This is a genomic window from Micromonospora sp. PRAS1, from assembly GCF_059553435.1.
Genome location: NZ_JCANNB010000004.1, coordinates 17965 through 35659, shown reverse-complemented (window position 1 = coordinate 35659; position 17695 = coordinate 17965). Strand labels below are relative to the sequence as shown.

General features: G+C 71.8%; 15 protein-coding genes. 4 read left to right on the top strand and 11 right to left on the bottom strand.

What is annotated here, in order from left to right; genetic code table 11:
* Positions 1 to 5 precede the first annotated feature (5 nt).
* The 6 genes from AC507J_RS05405 to deoC all read right to left on the bottom strand — a co-directional run bounded on the left by AC507J_RS05405 (position 6) and on the right by deoC (position 6073).
* A complete protein-coding gene (locus tag AC507J_RS05405) occupies positions 6 to 1262 on the bottom strand; it encodes a cytochrome ubiquinol oxidase subunit I (protein WP_496287946.1) in 1257 nt (418 codons plus the stop codon).
* Between the two features lie 126 nt (positions 1263 to 1388).
* The gene (locus AC507J_RS05400) at positions 1389 to 2294 is read right to left on the bottom strand and encodes a M56 family metallopeptidase (RefSeq protein ID WP_496287945.1); all 906 of its coding nucleotides are present in this window, start codon (positions 2292 to 2294) and stop codon (positions 1389 to 1391) included.
* A gap of 10 nt (positions 2295 to 2304) precedes the next feature.
* Positions 2305 to 2775, bottom strand: a complete 471-nt coding sequence (locus AC507J_RS05395) for a BlaI/MecI/CopY family transcriptional regulator (protein ID WP_496287944.1) — start codon at positions 2773 to 2775, stop codon at positions 2305 to 2307.
* 85 nt (positions 2776 to 2860) lie between these two features.
* Complete coding sequence (locus AC507J_RS05390; RefSeq protein WP_496287943.1) at positions 2861 to 3685, bottom strand: aldehyde dehydrogenase family protein; 825 nt, start codon at positions 3683 to 3685, stop codon at positions 2861 to 2863.
* Positions 3678 to 5108 (bottom strand): aldehyde dehydrogenase family protein, encoded by a 1431-nt coding sequence (locus tag AC507J_RS05385; RefSeq protein WP_496287942.1) that lies wholly within the window; start codon positions 5106 to 5108, stop codon positions 3678 to 3680. Before AC507J_RS05385 ends, AC507J_RS05390 begins: the two co-directional genes overlap by 8 nt.
* A 5-nt stretch (positions 5109 to 5113) precedes the next feature.
* Entirely contained in the window at positions 5114 to 6073 is a 960-nt protein-coding gene (gene deoC / locus AC507J_RS05380) for a deoxyribose-phosphate aldolase (RefSeq protein ID WP_496287941.1), read from the bottom strand.
* 134 nt (positions 6074 to 6207) lie between these two features.
* On the opposite strand from deoC, the gene upp reads away from it, so the two are divergent.
* On the top strand, positions 6208 to 6840 hold the full coding sequence (upp, locus tag AC507J_RS05375) for a uracil phosphoribosyltransferase (protein ID WP_496287940.1): 633 nt from the start codon (positions 6208 to 6210) through the stop codon (positions 6838 to 6840).
* 18 nt (positions 6841 to 6858) lie between these two features.
* Positions 6859 to 7533, top strand: coding sequence for a GOLPH3/VPS74 family protein (locus tag AC507J_RS05370; protein ID WP_496287939.1), 675 nt, complete (start codon positions 6859 to 6861; stop codon positions 7531 to 7533).
* Between the two features lie 113 nt (positions 7534 to 7646).
* Here the strand turns inward: AC507J_RS05370 and AC507J_RS05365 are convergent, their stop codons facing one another.
* The 4 genes from AC507J_RS05365 to AC507J_RS05350 form a co-directional block, all read right to left on the bottom strand.
* Positions 7647 to 7850: a DUF397 domain-containing protein gene (locus tag AC507J_RS05365; RefSeq protein ID WP_496287938.1), complete on the bottom strand. Its 204-nt coding sequence runs from the start codon at positions 7848 to 7850 to the stop codon at positions 7647 to 7649.
* Entirely contained in the window at positions 7843 to 8703 is an 861-nt protein-coding gene (locus AC507J_RS05360) for a helix-turn-helix domain-containing protein (RefSeq protein WP_496287937.1), read from the bottom strand. Before AC507J_RS05360 ends, AC507J_RS05365 begins: the two co-directional genes overlap by 8 nt.
* Before the next feature lie 396 nt (positions 8704 to 9099).
* Complete coding sequence (locus AC507J_RS05355) at positions 9100 to 10782, bottom strand: phospho-sugar mutase (RefSeq protein WP_496287936.1); 1683 nt, start codon at positions 10780 to 10782, stop codon at positions 9100 to 9102.
* A 48-nt stretch (positions 10783 to 10830) separates the two neighbouring features.
* A complete protein-coding gene (locus tag AC507J_RS05350; RefSeq protein ID WP_496287935.1) occupies positions 10831 to 13077 on the bottom strand; it encodes a serine/threonine-protein kinase in 2247 nt (748 codons plus the stop codon).
* 207 nt (positions 13078 to 13284) lie between these two features.
* Here AC507J_RS05350 and AC507J_RS05345 point away from each other — a divergent pair, with 207 nt between their 5' ends.
* Together AC507J_RS05345 and AC507J_RS05340 are read left to right on the top strand one after the other, a co-directional pair.
* Positions 13285 to 14868, top strand: a complete 1584-nt coding sequence (locus AC507J_RS05345; protein WP_496287934.1) for an acyl-CoA mutase large subunit family protein — start codon at positions 13285 to 13287, stop codon at positions 14866 to 14868.
* A gap of 525 nt (positions 14869 to 15393) precedes the next feature.
* Positions 15394 to 16656: an amidohydrolase gene (locus AC507J_RS05340; protein ID WP_496287933.1), complete on the top strand. Its 1263-nt coding sequence runs from the start codon at positions 15394 to 15396 to the stop codon at positions 16654 to 16656.
* Here AC507J_RS05340 and AC507J_RS05335 read toward each other — a convergent pair.
* Entirely contained in the window at positions 16613 to 17629 is a 1017-nt protein-coding gene (locus AC507J_RS05335) for a DUF4349 domain-containing protein (protein ID WP_496287932.1), read from the bottom strand. The two genes, AC507J_RS05340 and AC507J_RS05335, sit on opposite strands and share 44 nt — an antisense overlap.
* Positions 17630 to 17695: the final 66 nt, after the last annotated feature.

Below are 17695 nucleotides of genomic sequence, written 5' to 3'. Positions count from 1 at the left end.
CTCCCTCAGACGAAGGCGGGCTCGGGACGGGCGTCGTCGGTGGCTGGATGGGTCGGCGGGCGGCCGAGGGCGGGATCGGCGGCGCCCCGGGCGGCATGTCGGGCCAACAGCACCCAGTTGATGACGGCGAGGGTGCCGAGCAGCAGGGTGAAGCCGGTGAGCGAGGCGGCCATCAGCCAGGGGCTGATCGGGGAGACGGCCTGGTCCACCGGCAGCAGCCCGTACGCCACCCAGGGTTGGCGGCCGATCTCGCGGGAGAGCCAGCCCAGGATCAGCGCCACGAACGGCACCGGCACGGCGAGCACGAGCAGCCAGAGCGGGACCCGGAGCCGGATGATCCAGTCCCGCCAGAGCAGCGGCAGCAGCAGCCAGAGCAGGCCGAGGCCGAAGCCGATCAGGACCATGAACCCGAGTCCGACGTTGGCCAGTACGGGCGGCAGGTAGTCGCCCGGCCCGAACCGGGCGGTCCACTCGGCGACAAGCGCGTCGGCCTCGGGGCTCTCGCCGCCGAACTTGGTCGGCTGCACCGCACCGACCGGGCCGAACTGGGCGAAGCCGAAGCCCTGCACGAGGCTGATCGACAGGGCGGCGGTGACCAGACCGATCCGCAGCGAGGTGCGGAACAGGTCGTAGTCGGCGGTGCGCCGGAGCAGGTGCCAGGCGCTGATCCCGGCCATCAGCAGTCCGCCGGTGAGCAGGGCGGCCGACAGCACGTGGCCGAGCGCCATCCCCAGCGCCGGGTTGGTCAGCAGCGCGGAGAAGTCGGTCAGGTGGGCGACGCCGTCGCGTACCTCGTAGCCGACCGGGTTCTGCAACCAGGAGTTGGCCACCATGATCCAGAACGCCGAGGCGTACGCGGTGAGCGCGACGCCGTAGAGCAGCGCGAGGTGTACGCCCCGACGCAGCCGGTGCCAGCCGAAGATCCACATGCCGAGGAAGGTCGACTCCAGGAAGAACGCGACAAGTGTCTCGATGGCCAGCGGAGCGCCGAAGACGTTGCCGACGTAGCGGGACAGTCCGCTCCAGTTCAGCCCGAACTGGAACTCCATCACGATGCCGGTGGCGATGCCGAGCACGTAATTGATCACGTAGAGCTGGCCCCAGAACCGGGTCAGCCGTTCCCAGCGCCGGTTGCCGGTGATCAGCCAGGCGGTCTGCAACCCGACGAGCAGGGTGACCAGGCCGAGGGTGGCGGCCACGAAGAGGAAGTGCACCGACGCGGTCGCGGCGAACTGAAGGCGAGCGAGGAGCAGGGTGTCCATGACCGGCTCTCCTGAGACGGGATCGATGAGATAGGGAGCCTACACGTAGATACGCTACCTATTGGCCCGTGCGACGGCCGGAGCCCGCATGATCGGGGTCAGTTCAGGGTGCTCAGCTCAGGGTGCTCAGCTCAGGAAGAGCGAGATCGGCAGGTAGGCGACGGTGGTGGTCACCGCCAGCGCGACGGCACCCAGCAGGCGGGGCGGGCGCCCCGCGACCAGCAGCCGCTGCACGCGTACGTCCAGATCCCGGTCGCCCATGCCGAGCGCGCCGGCCGGGGTGATCCGGTTGCCGGCGGCGGCGAAGCGGCGCAGCGCCCCGGCCAGCAGTGCCTCGGTGTGCAGCTGCCGCGCCTTGTCGTCGGCCCGCATCTCGACAAGCAGGCCGACCCGCTCGTGGGCCTGCCGGACCCAGCGCACCCAGGGCAGCGCCCGGCACAGCGCGGTGAACGGCAGCAGCACCAGGTCGTGCCGCTCCTGGGCGTGCGCCCGCTCGTGCGCGAGCACCGCAGCCAACTCCGCCCGGTCGAGCAGGTCGAGCGTGCCGGCGCTGACCACCACCCGGGGCCGCACCCCGGGCAGGCAGTACGCGGCCGCGCCCGGATGGTCGAGCACCAGCGCGCCGGGCACGGTCGGATCCCGCCGGGCCACCAGGGTGAGCAGGTCCCGGTGCCGGCGCTGGGCGCGTACCGTGCCGTGGATGCTGCGTACCGTCGTGGTGAGCAGCACCGCCCCGATGCCGAGACCGACGCCGACCAGCCCCAGGTGCACCACGCCCAGACCGGCCGGCAGGGTGTTGTGCCACAGGTCGCCGGCGAGCGCGAGCAGGGCGCTGCCGGTGCCCCGCTGGTAGGGGGTCAGCCCGAGCGCTATCGGCAGGCCCATCGCGCTGAGGCCGGCACCCAGGCCGACCGCCTGCCAGCAGAGGATCGCCACCCGGGGGCTGCGCCACGTCCAGGTGGAACGCGCCAGGACCTGCGCGATCAGCCAGCACGCCAACATCGAGGCGGCGAAGTGCAGGGTGTGGGCCACGGCGTCGCCCCTACCGTTCGGCCGTCTCGCCGGCCCGCCCGGGCCGGGACGCCGGGTCGGTCACGGGCGCCTCGACCCGATCGGTAAGCGCCGAGCCGTCCGCCGGGCTCGACGCCAGCCCGGCCTCGGCGGAGAGGGCGGCGCGCAGCACGTCGGCCTCGGTGCCGGTGACCGAGCGGGCGAACCGGACGAGCGCCGCGTCGCGGCTGCCGCCGAGGTCCAGCGCGTCCAGCATGAGCTGGGCGATGTACGCCTCGCGGCTGGCCGCGGCCCGGTAGCGCCAGGCCCGACCCTCGCGCTCGCGCTCGACCATGCCCTTGCCGGCGAGCCGGTCCAGCACCGTCATCACCGTCGTGTACGCCAGCTCGCGCCCGTCCAGCGCCTCGGCCACCTCCCGCACCGTGACGCCGTCCGACGCGCCGGGGGCGCCGTCCCACAGCACATCCATCACCGCGCGTTCGAGGTCACCAAGCCGAGTCACGCCCCAATCCTACCCCCCGTAGTAGTCCCCGCCGCCGGGGCAGCACCCCGGAAGCCGCAACCCAAGCTCGGACCGCGAGAACCGACTAGACCCCCTTCGGGTGCCAGACCGTCTTCGTCTCCAGCAACGCCGTCATCCGGCCCAGGCCCGGGTCCGCCGACCAGTCGTGGTCGGCGGGCACCGGCCGGAGCACCCGCTTGAGGTTCTCCGCCGCCTTGACCTCCAGGTCGGCCGCCAACTCCGGGTCGGCCACCCCGGTCAGGTCGATCGCGTTGACGTCCATGTGCGCGGCAAGCGTCGGCACGGTCTCCGGCAGCCGGCCGGTGAGGATGTTGACCACACCGCCGGGCAGGTCGGAGGTGGCCAGCACCTCGGCCAGGGTCACCGCGGCCAGCGGGGCGGCCGGCGAGGCGGCCACCACCACCGTGTTGCCGGTCACGATCGCCGGGGCGATCACGCTGACCAGGCCGAGCAGCGCCGGTGCCTCGGGAGCCACCACCGCCACCACGCCGGTCGGCTCCGGCGCCGAAAGGTTGAAGTACGGCCCGGCCACCGGGTTGGCGCCGCCGTAGACCTGCGGCAGCTTGTCGGACCAGCCCGCGTACCAGACCCAGCGGTCGGTGGCCGCGTCCACCTCGTCGCCGGGCACGCCGAGGGCGACGAACTGCTCGCGCCGGCCCTCAAGCATCTCGGCCACCCGGTAGAGGATCTGACCCCGGTTGTACGCGGTGGCCCCGGCCCAGCCCTTGCCGGCGGCGCGGGCGGCGACCACGGCGTCCCGGGCGTCCTTGCGGGAGGCCAGCGACACGTTGGAGTCCTGCACGAGATACGACCGTCCCGACTCGCTACGCGGGAACTTCCCGCCGATGAAGAGCTTGTACGTCTTGCGTACCGCGACCCGCTCAGACATTGAGGTACGCCTCCAGCCCGTGCCGACCGCCCTCGCGGCCGTAACCCGACTCCTTGTAGCCGCCGAACGGCGAGGTCGGGTCGAACTTGTTGAACGTGTTGGCCCAGACCACCCCGGCCCGCAGCCGGTCGGCCAGCCAGAGGATCCGGGAGCCCTTGTCGGTCCAGATCCCGGCCGACAGCCCGTACGGCGTGTTGTTCGCCTTCTCCACCGCCTCGGCCGGGGTGCGGAAGGTCAGCACGGAGAGCACCGGGCCGAAGATCTCCTCGCGGGCGATCCGGTGCGCCTGGGTGACCCCGGTGAAGATGGTCGGCGCGAACCAGAAGCCCCGCTCGGGCAGCTCGCACGGTGGCGACCAGCGCTCGGCGCCCTCGGCGGCTCCGGCCTCGGAGAGCTCCTTGATCCGGGCCAGTTGCGCGGCCGAGTTGATCGCGCCGATGTCGGTGTTCTTGTCCAGCGGGTCACCGACCCGCAGCTGGGCCATCCGGCGCTTGAGCGACTCCAGCACCCGGTCGGCGACGGACTCCTGGACCAGCAGCCGCGAGCCGGCGCAGCAGACGTGGCCCTGGTTGAAGAAGATGCCGTTGACGATCCCCTCGACCGCCTGGTCGATCGGGGCGTCGTCGAAGACGATGTTGGCGGCCTTGCCGCCCAGCTCCAGGGTGAGTTTCTTGCGCGTACCGGCGACCGTCCGGGCGATGGCCCGACCGACGTCGGTGGAGCCGGTGAAGGCGACCTTGTCCACGCCCGGGTGCTCGACAAGCGCCCGGCCGGTGTCGCCGGCCCCGGTGACGATGTTGACCACGCCGGCCGGCAGGTCGGCCTGCTGGCAGATCTCGGCGAAGAGCAGCGCGGTCAGCGGGGTGGTCTCGGCCGGCTTCAGCACCACCGTGTTGCCCGCCGCCAGCGCGGGGGCGATCTTCCAGGCCAGCATCAGCAGCGGGAAGTTCCACGGGATGACCTGCGCGGCCACCCCGAGCGGCTGCGGGTTCGCCCCGAAGCCTGCGTGCGGGAGCTTGTCGGCCCAGCCCGCGTAGTAGAAGAAGTGCGCGGCGACCAGCGGCAGGTCGACGTCGCGGGACTCCCTGATCGGCTTGCCGTTGTCGAGCGACTCCAGCACGGCCAGCTCGCGGGAGCGCTCCTGGATGAGCCGGGCGATCCGGTACAGGTACTTGGCCCGGTCCCGGCCCGGCATCGGACCCCAGACCTTCTCGTACGCCTTTCGGGCAGCGCGGACCGCACGGTCCACGTCCTGCGCGCCACCCTCGGCGATCTCGGCCAGCACCTCCTCGGAGGCCGGGTTTACCGACTTGAAGCTGCCGCCGTCGGCGGGGTCGACGAACTTCCCGTCCACGAAGAGGCCGTAGGAGGGTTTGATGTCCACCACCGAGCGCGACTCGGGGGCGGGAGCGTATTCGAACATCGCGGTCAGTCCAGGGTGAAGTAGTCGGGGCCGGCGTAGACGCCGGTCTTCAGCTTGGTGCGCTGCATCAGCAGGTCGTTGAGGAGGCTGGAGGCGCCGAAGCGGAACCAGTCCGGGTCCAGCCAGTCCGGCCCGACGGTCTCGTTGACCATGACCAGGTACTTGATGGCGTCCTTGGTGGTCTTGATGCCGCCGGCCGGCTTCACGCCTACCTGCCGCCCGGTGGCGGCCCGGAAGTCGCGGACCGCCTCCAGCATCACCAGGGTCACCGGCAGGGTGGCGGCGACCGGGACCTTGCCGGTGGAGGTCTTGATGAAGTCGCCGCCGGCCAGCATCGCCAGCCAGGAGGCGCGGCGCACGTTGTCGTAGGTGGCCAGCTCGCCGGTCTCCAGGATCACCTTGAGGTGGGCGTCGCCGCAGGCCTGCTTGGTCGCCACGATCTCGTCGTACACCTCGGCGTAGCGGCCGGCCAGGAAGGCACCCCGGTTGATCACCATGTCGATCTCGTCGGCGCCCGCCGCGACGGCCGCGCGGGTGTCGGCGAGCTTGACCTCCAGCGGTGCCTGACCCGATGGGAACGCCGTCGCCACGCTGGCCAGGTGCACGTCACTTCCGCGCAGCACCTCGGCCACGTGCGGGACCATCGACGGGTAGACGCATACCGCACCGACGTGCGGACAGGACGGATCGGCCGGGTCGGGGCGCAACGCCTTGGCGGCGAGCGCCCGCACCTTGCCGGGGGTGTCCGCCCCCTCCAGCGTCGTCAGGTCGACCATCCGGATGGCGATCTCGATCGCCTGGGCCTTGGCGGTGGTCTTGATGGATCGGGTGCCGAGTTGGGCTGCCCGCTGCTCCGCGCCGACCTGGTCCACGCCCGGTAGGCCGTGCAGGAAGGTCCGCAGAGCGGTCTCGGATCGTCCCAGCTCGGAGAGGTCCGACCGGGCCGACGTCGCTGTCGCCGTCATGGCTCGAAGTCTACGCAGGTCGACCTGGAGTGATCTTGATCACGACGGCTGTCGGAGCGCTCAGGGGTGAGCGACGTCGCTGGTCCCGGCCGGGTCGGGTGCGGCGGCCACCCGGGCGGGTAGGTTGAGCGATCGTGGACGTACTCGTCATTGACCATCCGCTCGCCCAGTCCCGGCTGACCGCCATGCGGGACGAACGGACCGATTCCGCCTCGTTCCGGGCCGCGCTGCACGAACTCACCACCATGCTGGTGTACGAGGCAGCCCGCTCCTTCCCGGTCGAGAAGTACCCGGTGCGCACCCCGGTCACCGGCACCGAGGGCACCCGACTGGCCAACCCACCGCTGCTGGTGCCGGTGCTGCGGGCCGGTCTCGGCATGGCCGACGCCGCGCTGGGGCTGCTCCCCGAGTCCTCGATGGGCTTCGTCGGGCTGGCCCGCGACGAGGAGACCTTCGAACCGCGCGCCTACATGGAGTCGTTGCCCCGGGACCTGAGCGGCCTGCCGGTGCTGGTCCTCGACCCGATGCTGGCCACCGGCGGGTCGCTGGAGCACTGCTGCCGGCTGCTGGCCGAGCGCGGCTGCACCGAGATCACCGTGCTCTGCGTGCTCGCGGCCCCGGCGGGCATCGAGCGGCTGGAGCGCTCCGGCCTGCCGCTGCGCCTGGTCACCGCCGCCATCGACGAGGGCCTCAACGACAGCAAGTTCATCGTGCCGGGCCTCGGCGACGCCGGTGACCGGCAGTTCGGCGGCATGCCCCGGTTCTGAGGACTAGCGTCTCGAAACATGACTGGTGTCCCGCTCGCCGAGGAGCTGCTGCTGCTCGCGTACGACGACGAGACCGGCAGGTCGACGATGCCGCGGATCAGCCTCGACCTCGGGATGGCCGCGGCGGTCCTGATCGAGTTGGCGCTCGCCGAGCGGATCGCGTACGCCGACGGGACCCTGACGGTGGTCGACCCGACGCCGACCGGCGAGCCGATCACTGACGACGTGCTGGCGAGGATCGCCGCCGACACCCCGCACAGCCCGTCTTCCTGGGTGCAGCGGCTGCGGCACGGCCTGCGCGAGAAGATCCTCGGCGACCTCTGCGATCACGGCGTCGTCCGGGACGTGGACGAGACCGAGCTGGGCTTCATCCACATCCACCGCTATCCGGTGCTGGACCGCTCGGTGGAGGCGGACACCCGCCAGCGGCTCGCCGCGGCGCTCACCGGGGCCGCCCCGGACGAGCGGACCGCCGCACTGGCCACCCTGGTCGCCGTACTGCGGATGGAGTCCACGCTCGGCGTCACGGGTGAGGCCGCCGAGGACGCCCGCCACCGGCTCGCGGAGATCGCCAGCGGTGCCGGCTTCTCCGGCGAGGTGAGCCTGGCGGACTCGGTGGTCCGGCCCTCGGTCGGCCTGGTGGTGGCCGCCCTGGGCCGCGCCGTCGAGGCCGCCCTCGGCCCGCGCCGCTGACTCCCACCAGCCCGCCCGCGCGGGCACCACGCAAGATCATGCTCGTTCCGGGATCGAGTGGCTTCGAGGTTGCCAGGAGGCCACTCGACCCGCGAACGAGCGTGATCATCGGGTCAGTGGGTCAGTCGATCTGCCCGGACGGCGGTGACGAAGGCGGACCAGGCGGTGGGCGCGACGGTGAGCGCGGGGCCCGCCGGATCCTTGCTGTCCCGGATGCCGACGACGCCCGGCAGGTTGTCGGCGACCTCTACGCAGTCGCCGCCGTTGGTGCCGCTGCGGGTGCTGGTGCGCCAGCGGGCACCGGTCAGATCACTCATAGCACTCTCCCCGGATGGCATCGATGAACTCCATCGATTGTGGCTCATCCAGGGCGAGCGACTCCAGGCCTCGCCAGACCCGCTCGTAGGCGGCGATCTCCGCCGGCTGGTCGAGGTAGAGCGCGCCGGTGAGCCCCTCGACGTAGACCGTCGGCGGCTCGCTGGGGGTGCCCAGGGCCGAGTCGGGGAAGTCGAGCAGGACGAAGGTGCCCGCCTCGGCGGCCAGCGGCGGGCCGGCTGACAGCGGCAGCACCCGGATGGTGATGTTGTGCCGTTGGCCGACGGTGAGCAGGTGCCGGAGCTGGTCGTCCATCACCGCCCGGTCCGGCACCGGGCGGCGCAGCACCGCCTCGCTGAGCATCACGGTCAGCTGCGGAGCGGGCGGAAGTCGCCGGGCGAGCAGGCCCTGGCGCTGGATCCGGAGGTTCACCGCCTTCTGCCGCTCCTCCTCCGCCAGCTCCGGCCGGTTCTGGAGGAAGAGCGCGGTGGCGTACCCGCGGGTCTGCAAGAGTCCCGGCACCAGCTCGGCGTTGTAGTGCCGCACTCTGCTGGCCACGCTCTCCAGCCCCATGTAGAGCGAGAACCAGGTCGGGATGGACCGGCCGTACGCGTGCCACCAGCCCTCCGCCCGACCGACCTCGGCGAGCCCGAGCAGCACGCTCGCCTGCTCCGGGGTGGCCCGGTAAAGCTCGCAGAGCACCCGGACGTCCGGGGTCCGCGGGGCGGTGTCGCCCCGTTCGATGCGCCAGATCTTCTGCCGCGAGCAGCCCAACTCCTCCGCTGCCGCGTCGATTGTCACGTGGGCGTCCACCCGAAGCTGGGTGAGCAGCCTGCCGAGTTGCCGTCGCGGCACCGTCGAACTGTTTGTTGCATGCACCGTGCAACACCCTCCGTCCCAAAATGCAACCAATACAGTTGCGGAAAAAATGCCGAAAACCGTATTGCCCGCCAAAGGCGGAATATGACGATGGTTGATGTGGTGATGCTATTTGGCTGGGCCCTGGGTAGGCAAGTGATCACGGAGTGTTGTTTTGGTGGCCCGCGCGCGGCGCGGCTTTGACTACGAGGTCTCCAGCCGACGTGCATCGGGATCCGGCCGCGGCTGCATCGGAAGCCGTCTGTTCGCCGATTGGCTCCGCAATGGTTGCCGGGGCGCCGGATGGCGTTACTCAGCGCAGTGAGCTGGTGCGCTGCGGCGTGTTAAAAGGGGGCCCTTCCTATACACGAGGCGTTAATAAGGGGCCCTTCCTTACACGCCAAGGGCGTGGGCGATCTCGGCGCGTAGGGTTGCCACGGCGCTCGTCGCGCGCAAGCGGGCCGCGGCGACGTCGCCGGCCGCGACCGGCTCCACCACTTCGAGGTACGCCTTGAGTTTCGGCTCGGTGCCAGAGGGACGGATCACCACCCGGGCGGTGTCGGTACGCAGGATCACCACGTCCGCCTCCGGGAGCAGGTCCCGGGTCTCGATTACCGGTTGGTCGAGCAGGGTGGTGGGGGTGGTGGCGCGGATGCGGGCCATCGCGTCGGCGATCAGTTGCAGGTCGTCGACGCGTACCGAGAGTTGATCGGTGTGGTGCACGCCGAACTCGGCGGCCAACTCGTCCAACCGGTCGGTGAGCGTACGCCCCTGCGTCTTCAGGCCGGCGGCCAACTCGGCGACGGTAAGTGCGGCGGTGATGCCGTCCTTGTCCCGGACATGCTCCGGGGCGACGCAGTAGCCGAGCGCCTCCTCGTAGCCGAAGACAAGTGGTTCGCGGCCACCGCCGGCCCGGACGATCCACTTGAACCCGGTAAGCGTCTCGTCGTACGGCAGGCCCCGGGCGGCGCACATCGCCCGCAGCAGCGACGACGAGACGATTGTGGTGGCGTAGAGGCCGGTCACCCCGCGCCGCATCAGATGGTCGGCGAGCAGTACGCCCACCTCGTCCCCGCGCAGCATCCGCCAGCCCGGCTGCCCGGTCCCGGTGGCGGGTTCGCGGACCGCGACCGCGCAGCGGTCGGCGTCCGGGTCGTTGGCGATGGCGAGGTCCGCGCCGGTGGCGTCGGCGAGCGCGACCAGGTGGTCCACCGCGCCCGGCTCCTCCGGGTTGGGGAAGTTCACGGTGGGGAAGCGGGGGTCGGGTTCAGCCTGGTTCGGCACCACACCGGGCACCGGGAAGCCGGCGGCGGCGAAGGCGGCGGTGAGGACGGTCGCCCCGACACCGTGCAGCGGGGTGTACGCCACGGTCAGGTCCCGGGGGCCGTTGGCGGGCAGCACCTGCACGGCCCGCGCGACGTATCCGGCGACGATCTCGTCTCCGAGCACCTGCCCGGCGGCACCGAGCGGCACCTCGGCGAGCGGGCCGACCGCGCGGATGGCGGCCTCGATGCCGGCGTCGGCGGGCGGCACGATCTGCGCCCCGGAACCCAGCACGCCGCCGAGTTCGGCACCGAGGTACACCTTGTAGCCGTTGTCCTGCGGCGGGTTGTGGCTCGCGGTCACCATCACCCCGGCCACGGCCCCCAGGTGCCGCACCGCGTAGGCGAGCACCGGGGTGGGCAGCGGGCGGGGGAGCAGCAGCGCCGGGCGACCCGCCCCGGTGGCCACCTGGGCGGTCCGGGCGGCGAATTCGCGGGAGCCGCGCCGGGCGTCGTACCCGATCACCAGCGGGCCGGTGCCGCCCTGGGCCGCGAGCCAGGCGACCAGCCCGGCGGCGGCCTGGGTGACCACTGCGAGGTTCATTCCGTTGGGGCCGGCGCGCAGCGGCCCGCGCAGCCCGGCGGTGCCGAAGGTCAGCGGCCCGGCGAACCGGTCGGCCAGCTCGGGTGCGCTGGCCGGGAGGCGATCGAGCACCGCCCGAAGCTCCGCCCGGTCGGCCGGGTCGGGGTCGTCGGCGAGCCAGCGCTCGGCCCGCTCGCGGAGTGTGTCGAGATCAGTGGTGTCCGCCGCCATGGCCTCTTGATAGCACGGCGGCGGATCACCACGGGCGTGCGCCCCGGCTCAGCCGGCGGTGGTGAGCTGGAACGACTTCAGCATCTCGTCGTAGATCGGCTTGCTCTCGGCGAAGCGGGCGTCGTTCGAGGTGAGGTAGAACGAGTAGATCCGCCCGTCGTGGGCGACGCCGTGCCATACCCCGTGCCGCATGCTGTCGCCCTCGCCACAGGTGTACTCGAACTCGACCGAAGGCTTGCCGGCGAGTTCCTTGGTCTCCCTCGAGACCTGGTTGTAAGGCTTGGCGCAGGAGGTCGACTTGCTGCGCAGACCGTTCTCGGCGACCTCCGCCCAGCGGGCCGAGGTGCCGCGCCACTCCTCGTTGAGGATGCGGACCCGGCGGCCACTGTCCTCCGGGTCTGTGTAGTCCACATAGACGGCGCCCTTGGGTGCGGCCTTCTTCCAGCCCTTCGGCACAAGCATCTGCACCCCGCGCCCCGAGTGCTCCTGCATCTCGACGCCGGGGCCCTCCTCGGCGGTGTTTGACGGTTCGGCGAGCGGGGCGGGGGGCGGGGTGTCGTCGCCGCCGGTGAGGGTCACGACGGTGAGCAGCAGGAGCAGCGCGAGGCCGCCGGCCGCGGCGAGCTGCACCTTGCGCGGCCAGCCCTGCACGGTGGCGACCAGGCGGGCACCGGTGGCCTTGGCCCGGTCGAGCGCGCTGTTGCCACCGCCACCGCCACCGCCACCGTCGGCGGGTGGCGGCGCGCCGTACTGGTGGCTGGGCGCGGCCGGCCACTGGCCGGCGCCGTAACCACTGAACTGCTGACCGCCACCGCCGAACTGCTGGCCGGCGCCGTAGCCGCTGAGCTGCTGGGTGGCATCCGGCTGCCCACCGCCGTAGCCGAACACCGCCGGCCCGACGCGCTGGGTGGCCTCCGGGCCGATCCGCTGGGTGCTCTCGGCCCCGAACCGCTGGGTGGCTTCGGCGCCACCGATGTGTTGGGTGGCCTCGGCCCCGCCGATGCGCTGGGTCGCCTCGGCCCCGCCGATGTGTTGCGTGGCCTCGGCCCCGCCGATGCGCTGGGTGGCCTCGGCCCCGCCGATGCGCTGGGTGGCTTCGGTGCCGCCGCCGTAGGTGCGACCGGTGGGCGGTGGGGACATCGCCGCGTTCTGCTGCACCGGTCGGGCCAGCGCGTCGGCGCTGGTGTCCTCCATGGCGCTGGCGCTGGCTGCGGTGGCCGCCGCGCCGGGACGCTCACCCCGGCGCAGCGCGGCGAGCCGGTCGGTAAGTGACTCGCCGGGCGCGAGCATCGCCCGGCCGCCGATCTGCCCGCTCGGCTCCGGCTTCCTCGCCGCCGGGGCGGTGACCGGTGCGGGCTGCGGCATCTGCATCACCGAGTACGGGTCGGTCATCGAGTTGACCGCCGCGGCGTTGCTGCTCAGCGGCCCGGCGAGCAGTTCGCGCAGCATGGCGCGGGCGGTGTGCACGTCGAGCCGGCGGGCCGGGTCCTTCTCCAGCAGGCCCATCAGCACCCGGGTCAGCGGGCCGCTGCGCTGCGGCGGGGCGGGCGGGTCCTCGACCACCGCGTGCATGGTCTCGATCGGGTCACCACGGTCGAACGGCGGACGACCCTCCACCGCCGTGTAGAGCGTCACGCCGAGCGAGAAGAGGTCGCTGGGCGGGCCGAACTCCTGCCCCATGGCCCGCTCGGGCGAGATGAAGTGCGGCGAGCCGAGCACCATGCCGGGCGTGGTGAGCTGCACGTCGGTGGGCATCCGGGCCACGCCGAAATCGGTGAGCACGCAGCGCCCGTCCGAGCAGATCAGCACGTTGGCGGGCTTGACGTCGCGGTGCAGCACGCCTATCGCGTGGGCCACCTCCAGCGCGCCGAGCAGGGCAATGCCGATCTTGGCGACCACCCGCTGGGTGACCGGCCCGTCCTCGATCACCATGTCGGCGAGGCTGCGGGCGTCGAGCAGCTCCATCACGATCCACGGTCGGCCGCCCTCGGTGACCACGTCGTAGACCTGCACCACGGCGGGATGGGCGATGGCGGCTGCGGCGCGGGCCTCGCGCAGGGTGCGTTCGTACATCGCGTCGCGGTCGCTGGGGGCCAGCCCCGGTGGGAGGACGACCTCCTTGACCGCCACGTCGCGGCGCAAGAGTGTGTCTGTGGCCCGCCAGACCGTGCCCATGCCACCGTTGCCCACCGTGGAACGCAACGAGTACCGGTCACCGATGACGGTGCCGGGTGTCGCGCGTCCGTTGGTGGGGATGCTGACTGGTCCGCCGCTCCACGTCGGGATCTGAGTCACAGAAAAGCCACCGGGGGAAGTCGAGGGGGCTGGGACACAACCTCCCTATCTTGCTGGTTCAGACGCCCGATGCGAAAGCCGGCGCGGGGGACGTTTCCGTTACTCCACGGTACGTACTCGGGCTCTCGCGTTCGGTCACGACTGTTCGATGCGTAGTGTGCGCTACCCCTCACCCGACTGTCGGGCCGCTCGGCCTACCATCCGTTGATGAGCGAACGGCGGTTGAGCGAGTCCGGCTTCCCGATCAAGGGCGTGTACGCGGCGGCCGACCTTCCCGGCGACCTGGACTCCCGGCTGGGCGCGCCGGGCGAGTTCCCGTACACCCGCGGGGTCTACCCGACCATGTACACCTCCCGTCCGTGGACCATGCGCCAGTATGCCGGTTTCGGCACCGCCACCGAGTCCAACGCGCGCTACCACCAGTTGTTGCGGGCCGGCACGATGGGCCTCTCGGTCGCCTTCGACCTGCCCACCCAGATGGGCTACGACTCCGACGACCCGATCGCGCACGGCGAGGTGGGCAAGGTCGGCGTCGCCATCGACTCCATCGAGGACATGCGGCTGCTCTTCGACGGCATCCCGCTGGACAAGGTCTCCACCTCGATGACGATCAACGCGCCCGGCTCGGTGCTGCTTCTGCTCTACCAGCTCGTCGCCGAGGAGAACGGGGTGCCCGGCTCGGCGCTGAACGGCACCATCCAGAACGACATCCTCAAGGAGTACATCGCCCGGGGGACGTACATCTTCCCGCCGAAGCCCTCGCTGCGGCTGGTCGCCGACACGTTCGGCTACTGCCGGGCCGAGGTGCCGAAGTGGAACACCATCTCCATCTCCGGCTACCACATGGCCGAGGCGGGTGCCTCGCCCGTGCAGGAGATCGCCTTCACGCTGGCCAACGGCGTCGAGTACGTCCGGGCCGCGATCGCCGCCGGGCTGGCCGTGGACGACTTCGCCCCCCGGCTGTCGTTCTTCTTCGTCGCCCGCACCACCCTGCTGGAGGAGGTGGCGAAGTTCCGGGCCGCCCGGCGGATCTGGGCCCGGCTGATGCGCGACGAGTTCGGGGCGAAGAATCCGAAGTCGATGATGCTGCGCTTCCACACCCAGACGGCGGGGGTGCAGCTGACCGCCCAGCAGCCCGAGGTGAACCTGGTCCGGGTGGCGGTGCAGGGGCTCGGCGCGGTCCTCGGCGGTACCCAGTCGCTGCACACCAACAGCTTCGACGAGGCGATCGCGCTGCCCACCGAGAAGGCGGCCCGGCTGGCGCTGCGTACCCAGCAGGTGCTGGCGTACGAGACGGACCTCACCGCCACCGTCGACCCGTTCGCCGGCTCGTACGTGGTGGAGGCGATGACCGCCGAGATCGAGGCGGCGGCCGACGCGCTGATGGCCCGGGTCTTCGAGCACGGTTCGGCGGTGGACGCCATCGAGGCGGGCTTCCAGAAGCGGGAGATCGAGCAGTCGGCGTACCGGGTGGCGCAGGAGATCGACTCGGGTGAGCGGGTGGTGGTCGGGCTGAACCGGTTCGCCGTCGACGCGGAGGAGCCGTACGAGCCGCTGCGGGTCGATCCGGCGATCGAGGCGGCACAGGCCGAGCGGCTGGCCAAGCTGCGCGCCGAGCGCGACGGCGACGCCGTGACGCGTGCCCTGGCCGAGCTGCGGGCGACCGCCTCGGGCACCGGCAACGTGCTCCACCCGATGAAGGCGGCGCTGCGCGAGCGGGCGACCGTGGGCGAGGTCTGCGGTGCGCTGCGCGAGGTGTGGGGCCAGTACCGGCCGACCGACCGCTTCTGACCCGGCCGGCCGGGCGCGCCAACGGCCCGGCTCGGCTCCTCCGCCGTGCCGGCGAGCGGTTCGGGCCGGCTCCTCTGCCGGCTCGCCGGGTGCGGAGCGTGTCGGACGCGCGCCCGCCGGGTACTCCCTCCCAGGTGATCTCCAGGACGCACAGGGTGTGCGGTCGGGGGATGCTCGAACGTGTGAACGTCCACGGGTCCCGGTCGCCCGGGGTGGTCGGGTAGTCGTCATACGGTCAGTTAATCCGTCTGACTAATGCGACAATTCGGAACGCCGGGGTCGGAATTCGAGAAGTTCCTGGCCGGCGGGACTCGATTACGCGTTGTAGGAGGTGGAGGGCGGGTGACGGCGTTTGACCGCGATCTACCTGCTGTCTCGTTCGCCTACGGGGGCTCCGAGCAGGGCATACGTGACGCTGTGCGGTCCGATCATCACCGGAACGAGGTTGCGCAGAGTTACCTTCGGGGGTCTACGCTATCTGCTGTCCCCGATGATCCATCCATTTCTAGTGATCGAGAATTCGACGTGACGAGTGCGTTGACGATGCCGACCGGCGACCAGCTGGCGCCGTCCTGGCCGGAGGCGCCGCCGACCGGTGCTGAGCCCCTGCCCTTCGAGCTGGACCACCTGCTCGCCCTCCGGGTACCGGGCCTGATCGCTACCCGCCGTCACATCCACTCGCATCCGGAGCTCTCCGGCGCGGAGTTCGAGACCGCCGCGCTTATCGCCCGGGAACTCGCCCTGGCCGGGCTCAACCCGCGGCTGCTGCCGAAGGGCAACGGCGTCATCTGCGACATCGACGGGCGCCCGGACGGCCCGGTGATCGCGCTGCGCGCCGACATCGACGCGCTGCCGCTCACCGACGTCAAGGACGTGCCCTACCGCTCCACCGTGGAGGGCGTCTGCCACGCCTGCGGCCACGACGTGCACACCACCATCCTGCTCGGCGTCGGCATGCTGCTGGCCCAGCTAGCGGACTCCGGCGAGCTGCCCGGCCGGGTCCGGCTGATCTTCCAGCCCGCCGAGGAGATCCTGCCCTGCGGCTCGCTGGAGGTGATCGAGGCCGGCGGCCTCGACGACGTGGTGCAGATCTTCGCCCTGCACTGCGACCCGAACCAGCCGGTCGGCAAGGTCGGCCTGCGGGTCGGGCCGATCACCGCCGCCGCCGACAACATCACCGTCCGGCTCACCGGGCCGGGCGGCCACACCGCCCGCCCGCACCTGACCGTCGACCTGGTCGACGCGCTCGGTCGGCTGATCACCGAGGTGCCGGCCCTGGTCAGCCGGCGGGTGCCGGCGAACAGCGGGCTGCTGCTGGTCTTCGGCCACGCCACCGCCGGCACCCAGTACAACGTCATCCCCTCCGAGGCGTCCGCCTCCGGCACGCTGCGGGTGATGGACCGGGACGCCTGGGAGTCGGCCCCGAAGATCGTCTCCCAGGTGGTCCGGGACGTCATCGCGCCGACCGGGGCCACGGTCGACCTGGAATACCTCCGCGGTCGCCCGCCGGTCAGCAACGACGCGCAGGCCATCAAGGTGCTGAGCGGCGCGACCCTCGCCGCGCTCGGCCCGGAAGCGGTCGTGGAGACCCCGCAGAGCATGGGTGGCGAGGACTTCTCCTGGTACCTGGAGTACGTCCCCGGCGCGCTGGCCCGGCTCGGGGTCGGCCGCTCCGGGCCGAACGTGGACCTGCACCGGGCGTCGTTCGACGTGGACGAACGGGCGATCCCGGTGGGCGTACGACTCATGGTGCAGACCGCGCTCCAGGCACTGGCGGCGCTGCGCTGACCTCCGACTGCGCCGGCGCACCGACAGGCGGTGGCGCGCTGACGCCCGGCGGTGGTGGCGTGCCCACCGGCGCGACCAGCGCCGGCTCCGGGGACCGGTTCCGGCGGCGTCGACGGTTCAGCCACCACACCGCCCCCAGCGGTACGCCGAACACCAGCAGCCACGGCAGCAGCGCACCGAGCACGGTGAGCAGGACGGTCATCGAGTTCAGGAAGACCTTCCAGCCGCCGCCGAGCCCGACCAGGAAGCCGATCCGGTTCTCTTCCTCCTCCTCGGCGGTGCTCGCGTCCCGCCCGACCAGGGTGACCGTGATCGTGGAGAGAGCCGTCAGGTCGCTAAGCCGCCGCTTCTTCGCCTCCAACGAGGCCAGGTCGGCCTCGCGGCGGGCGAGTTCGTTCTCCAGGTTGATCAGGTCACCTATCGACTTGGCCTGCGACAGCAGCCGCCGCGCGTTCTCCACCCGGGCCCGCTGGGTGGCGATCCGCGCGTCGAGGTCGACGGTCTCCTCGGTGACATCCTGGGTGCCGATTTCCCGACGCTCCTGGCGGCCCAGGCCGGCCAGTTCCTCCACCACCGCGTAGAAGCGGTCCGCGGGCACCCGCAGCTGCAACTCGGCCACCGCGTCGGCGTCGGCGCTGTGCCGCTGGTCGCCGCCGACGAAACCGCCGGCCCGGGTGGCGGCGGCAACCGCCGACCGCGCGGCCGCCTCCACATCGTCCACCTTCACCCGTAGCGATCCGGTGTAGATGATGGAACGTTGGTCGATCCGGGTGTCCGTGGCCGCGCCGCCGCCGGCCTGCTTCTCCGCCGTGCCGGTGTCGCCTCCCTCGTGCGCCGGCCCGGCGGCCGCTCCCGCATCGGACGTTGCCGTGTCGTCGTTGCCACTGCCGCTGCTGCAACCCGCCAGCAGCAACAGGGCGACGGCCGCCGCCACCACAGCGGTCGGCGACCGGCGGATTCCTCGCACGCTCATCCCCGTTCCCCTTTCACGTTTCCCCGGTCGGGTGTTAGCTCGGACGCCCCGCGCCACCCGACGGGT

What these genes read in the sequence shown, in the direction of transcription:
- AC507J_RS05405 (WP_496287946.1), bottom strand. Translation starts at nt 1,262, where the DNA reads ATGGACACCCTGCTCCTCGCTCGCCTTCAGTTCGCCGCGACCGCGTCG.
- AC507J_RS05390 (WP_496287943.1), bottom strand. Translation starts at nt 3,685, where the DNA reads ATGTCTGAGCGGGTCGCGGTACGCAAGACGTACAAGCTCTTCATCGGC.
- AC507J_RS05385 (WP_496287942.1), bottom strand. Translation starts at nt 5,108, where the DNA reads ATGTTCGAATACGCTCCCGCCCCCGAGTCGCGCTCGGTGGTGGACATC.
- deoC (WP_496287941.1), bottom strand. Translation starts at nt 6,073, where the DNA reads ATGACGGCGACAGCGACGTCGGCCCGGTCGGACCTCTCCGAGCTGGGA.
- AC507J_RS05370 (WP_496287939.1), top strand. Translation starts at nt 6,859, where the DNA reads ATGACTGGTGTCCCGCTCGCCGAGGAGCTGCTGCTGCTCGCGTACGAC.
- AC507J_RS05365 (WP_496287938.1), bottom strand. Translation starts at nt 7,850, where the DNA reads ATGAGTGATCTGACCGGTGCCCGCTGGCGCACCAGCACCCGCAGCGGC.
- AC507J_RS05355 (WP_496287936.1), bottom strand. Translation starts at nt 10,782, where the DNA reads ATGGCGGCGGACACCACTGATCTCGACACACTCCGCGAGCGGGCCGAG.
- AC507J_RS05345 (WP_496287934.1), top strand. Translation starts at nt 13,285, where the DNA reads ATGAGCGAACGGCGGTTGAGCGAGTCCGGCTTCCCGATCAAGGGCGTG.
- AC507J_RS05335 (WP_496287932.1), bottom strand. Translation starts at nt 17,629, where the DNA reads ATGAGCGTGCGAGGAATCCGCCGGTCGCCGACCGCTGTGGTGGCGGCG.